A 3,778-nucleotide genomic window follows, 5' to 3' on the forward strand; every position below is an offset into this window, starting at 1 on the left:
CACGAGAAACGACAACGTTCTGAACACGTTGCTTCCCGCTCCTCACCTTAACCTTTTACTGCACCTGCCGCTAAACCCTGGACTACGAAACGCTGTCCCAGGTAATAAAGAAGCATCACCGGGATAGCGGCGGACACGGAAGCGGCCATGATCTGTCCCCAGCGGAATACATCACCTGTGATAAGGTAACTGATGGCCACCGGGACGGTCTGTTTGCTGGGAGAAGTGATGAATATCAAGGCCAACAACAACTCATTCCAGGCGCTTGTAAACGTGAGGATACCAACAGCGACGAGCCCCGGAGCAGCTAAGGGGAGAACGATTCGGAACAAAGCCTGTAAGCGTGTCGCTCCATCTACCATAGCCTGCTCTTCAAGATCTGCTGGAATACTTCGAAAATATCCCATGAGCAACCAGGTGCTGAGAGGTGCTGAAAACGTCAAATAGACAAAAATAAGACCCTGCAACGTGTTGCCTAAATGGATACGAGCAATGATGACGGAGAGCGGAATGAAAAGCAATGCGCTGGGTGTCAGATAGGTGAACAGGATTAAACGTCCGATCCAGTCACGACCCTTGTAGCGAAGTCGAACTAAGCTATAAGCCGCCAAGCAGCTGATCAAGACAGAGATGAGGGTTGCGGTTCCAGCCACTGTAATGCTATTACGGATATTCACCAAAAAATCCATTTTCGTGAACAGCTCTACATAGTTTCGTATGGTTGGATTTGTTGGCAATAATGATGGATCCCGGTAAATATCCTTCGGGATTTTCAAAGAAATCGAAAACATGTAATAGATTGGGAAGACTATGATCAAAGCAAGAAGGACCAGAAGTGAATAGTAAATGACTTTCTGCCCAAGGCTGAGTCTGTAAAGCATGAATGCCTCCTAATCCTGTTCTTGAAGCATCTTAGCAACAATCATGGCTAGCAAGGCAAAAATCGGTATTAACGATACTGCCACGGCTGCCGCTTCGCCAATGCGGAGGCTTTGTAGCCCGAAGTAAGCCAATACAGGGAAGGTCATAGTCGCGTTCGACGGCCCACCCTGAGTCATTAACCACACCGCCTCAAAGCTATTCGTTGTCCAAATGGTTGAGAGCAGAACAACAACTAGAATGACGTGACGAATGCCGGGCAATGTTACATGGCGGAAACGGCGCCAGGCGTCAGCGCCATCGATAGCCGCGGCTTCGTACAGCTCGTTAGGAACTGTTTGGAGACCGGCTAGGAACGTAATCACCCAGAAGGGGAAGCCGCGCCAAAAACTTGCCAGAATGACACTGGGCATGGCAAGAGCCTTGGTGCTCAAGAAGTCCACATGTGTCTGGACTAGTCCGAGACTGATCAAGATATGGTTGAGCGCCCCCGCTTGCGGGTGAAAAAGCAGCTTCCAAGTAATGAAGGCGACGAAACCTGGCATCGCCCAAGGAAGCAAGATCAAACCGCGCCAGAACTGCCGTGCACGTATCTGCTGATTCAACAACAAGGCAATCCCCAGGCCAAAGACCAGTTTCAGTGTCTGCACCGAACCGACAAGAACGATCGTGTTACGAACGGTCGCCTGAAAGTCTGGCTGACGAATGAGATATGCATAATTGCCCAGGCCGACAAATTTGCCCGGTTGGCCGATCATCCGGTCGGTGAAGCTAATCCAGATTGCAAAGAAGAAGGGGTAGACAACGAGGATCAAGAGGCAAATGACAACCGGGGCAACCAGCGCATACCCTAAAATGGTGGTGCGCTGCTCATTTGTTAGACCAGAGCGTCTGGGCTTGACGGTGACTTTGGGCAATTCCGGCGCGACGTGCTGTGCCATCTCTTTGTTTTACTCCAGCTTAGTCGTGACGTTGAAACGAGATATTCACATTGTTCCCGGGACCACGTTACCGTGATCCCGGGAACAATTTAGGCACGCTTTCTATTTATACTTGTCGTATATTTCTTGACACGCCGCCTGTGTCTCAGCGATAGACTCGTCTATGCTTATTCCATCCACCACAATTCGCTGAATCATGCGAGGTGTGAGGAAGTTGGTGTCGTATTCTGCCATTGCCGCATTGTCCACATCAGGGAAGGAACCGAACGTACCGTTCACCGCCAAATCCAACAATCCTTTGTGAACTTCGCTCTCGCTGAAAATCGGTGCGTCGACATATGCTTGGGCAGCTGGACCATAGATGGCGTTGAAGTAATACTCGTTCATGAACTCGGGATCAGCCAGAAACTTGAACAGATCTTTCGCTAACTCCGTCTTGGTCTCGTTCGTGCTCGCAGGAATCACGCGTAGATTTGCATTGACGGGAGAGACGCGCATAACCGGGCCGGCAGGCAGTCCAGAGTACTTCGTGGCGGCAGCAAGTTCCGGATCCTCGCGACGCATGTACAGATACACTGAACCTGGATTGGCAATGAAGATGACTGTCCCTGACTGGTAGGCCACATTATCGCCTGCACCGTCATAGGTGGTTACACCAGGTGGAAACAGGCCATCGTTCCAAGCTTGCACAATCCACTCCAGAAAGGCCCGCGTCTCTGGGCTATCAATGGTGCAGGTCTGACCAGCATCGTCGGCAATACGTCCACCCCAAGAACGCAACATGCTTTGAGTAAGATTGGCGTCGCCTACATTTGAAAGAGCGAAACCCATGCCGTAATAGTTCGGCGGATCCTGAGCTGCTCGCGACATGTCAGCCACTTCCATCCATGTTTTTGGCGCCTCAGTGAAGCCTGCTGCTTCGAGAATATCAGCGCGGCGATAGAGGACATTCCCCCCCAAGCTGAATGGAATACCATAGCGATGACCACCGAACTGTGCCGGATCGGTCGCTTGATCCGCTGCGGGAAGCCAGCCCCCAAGCGAAGCACCGATTTCATCATAGAGATCATCTAGAGGTTGAAGCTGACCTTGCTGGCTCAGGAGGAGCATCTGATTTCGCCCCATATCCAGAGCGTCGGGCATTGTGCCGGCCTCAATTGCTGCCGAGACCCGTTGTACAGTCTCATTTTGGTTAATCATCACCACTTCGACATCAATCCCTTTCATCGCGCCCCATTCTTCAATTCGATCCACCAGCATTTGATTGGCTTCCTCGGAAAAGATGAGGCCGCCCCAGTAGGTGAATGTTCCCACGTCTTCGGCGGGCTCCTGTGCAGGGGCTTCGGCTTCTGTCGACTGAGCAGGTTCGCTGGATTGCTCACTCGATGCTGGTGGCGCTGGCGCCTGACAACCGACAAGGAACAATACGGTAAGAACGAGCGCGGTAGCAACCCAAAGCAAATGTGTACGACTTTCTCTCGCAAACATACGACCTCCTTGATGTCTGGCAGCTGGATACCAATACAAAGTAGAAGCTTGAGGCACACAGAGGGACTTTGACAGGCACGGGGAACAGAATAGCCAGATGGCGCGGATGACGTTGAATCGAAACAGGCAATCGGACTACAGGGAGAGACGATGCGCGGCTATCTTATCATCCGCATGGGCCAGCGTCAAACACGATTTTTGCGAGGTGGCAATCAATCTGAATGGAACCTTGAAGAGGATTCACTACTTAGTCCACCGTCAGCGGCCGACGTCCCGTCCCTCTGGCCCGTGCGCCCGCCCCTCTCCCGAGGCCGCTAGGCCGAGTGGAGGAGAGGGCGCGGCCCCTGGGCCTGCTCCCTGCGCCTGGCCGGTAGGCCGGACGCCCTGCGGGAGGGTCAATACACGCCGAGAGTCCCTTCCTCTTGCGCTCGCCTGATTCCCCAACGGAAAGACCAGACGCCGAGGAGGAG

At 52.7% G+C, this 3,778-nt stretch carries 3 protein-coding genes; all 3 read right to left on the reverse strand.

Annotated elements, in window-relative coordinates:
* Positions 1 to 47: 47 nt before the first annotated feature.
* The 3 genes from D6694_12530 to D6694_12540 all read right to left on the reverse strand — a co-directional run bounded on the left by D6694_12530 (position 48) and on the right by D6694_12540 (position 3,308).
* Positions 48 to 881 carry a carbohydrate ABC transporter permease gene (locus D6694_12530; protein ID RMH38365.1) on the reverse strand — a complete coding sequence of 278 codons (834 nt, stop codon included), beginning with the start codon at positions 879 to 881 and terminating at the stop codon, positions 48 to 50.
* Between the two features lie 9 nt (positions 882 to 890).
* Positions 891 to 1,820 carry a sugar ABC transporter permease gene (locus D6694_12535; GenBank protein ID RMH38366.1) on the reverse strand — a complete coding sequence of 310 codons (930 nt, stop codon included), beginning with the start codon at positions 1,818 to 1,820 and terminating at the stop codon, positions 891 to 893.
* Between the two features lie 102 nt (positions 1,821 to 1,922).
* Positions 1,923 to 3,308 (reverse strand): extracellular solute-binding protein, encoded by a 1,386-nt coding sequence (locus D6694_12540; protein ID RMH38367.1) that lies wholly within the window; start codon positions 3,306 to 3,308, stop codon positions 1,923 to 1,925.
* Positions 3,309 to 3,778 lie beyond the last annotated feature (470 nt).

It is taken from the genome of Gammaproteobacteria bacterium, assembly GCA_003696665.1.
Taxonomy (GTDB): Bacteria; Pseudomonadota; Gammaproteobacteria; order Enterobacterales.